General features: G+C 60.2%; 1 protein-coding gene. It reads left to right on the top strand.

Translation table 11 applies throughout. The annotated features are described in order from the left end of the window. Positions 1-342: carboxypeptidase regulatory-like domain-containing protein (locus tag E1J53_RS23905; protein WP_154640302.1), on the top strand; the 342-nt coding region annotated here is incomplete at both ends.

The following is a 342-nucleotide window of genomic DNA, read 5'->3' as shown; positions in this document are numbered from 1 at the left end:
TGTGTGAGGGCAGCAGTGGCTCGCTCTCTGGTCTGATCACTACCCAGGACGACGACGTGATGGGTGGCGTTGAGGTAACGCTTACGGGTGATAACAACATGGACGAGACGGTGACCACGGCAGCCAATGGCCAGTTCAGCTTCGGTAACCTGGAGGTGGATGCGGACTACACGGCCAGCCCGGCCTACAACGCTGCCTTTGACTTCGGCAACGTGACGGTGACGGACATCGTGGCGATCACGAACCACATCCTGGGCTCGAACCTGCTGGGTACGGGCTACGACCACGTGGCGGCCGACGTCAATATGGACGCTGACGTGAACATCTTCGACCTGGTGGCGA

This window comes from Lewinella sp. W8 (genome assembly GCF_004375085.3).
Lineage (GTDB): Bacteria > Bacteroidota > Bacteroidia > Chitinophagales > Saprospiraceae > Neolewinella.
This window is presented reverse-complemented; position numbering and strand designations above follow the sequence as displayed.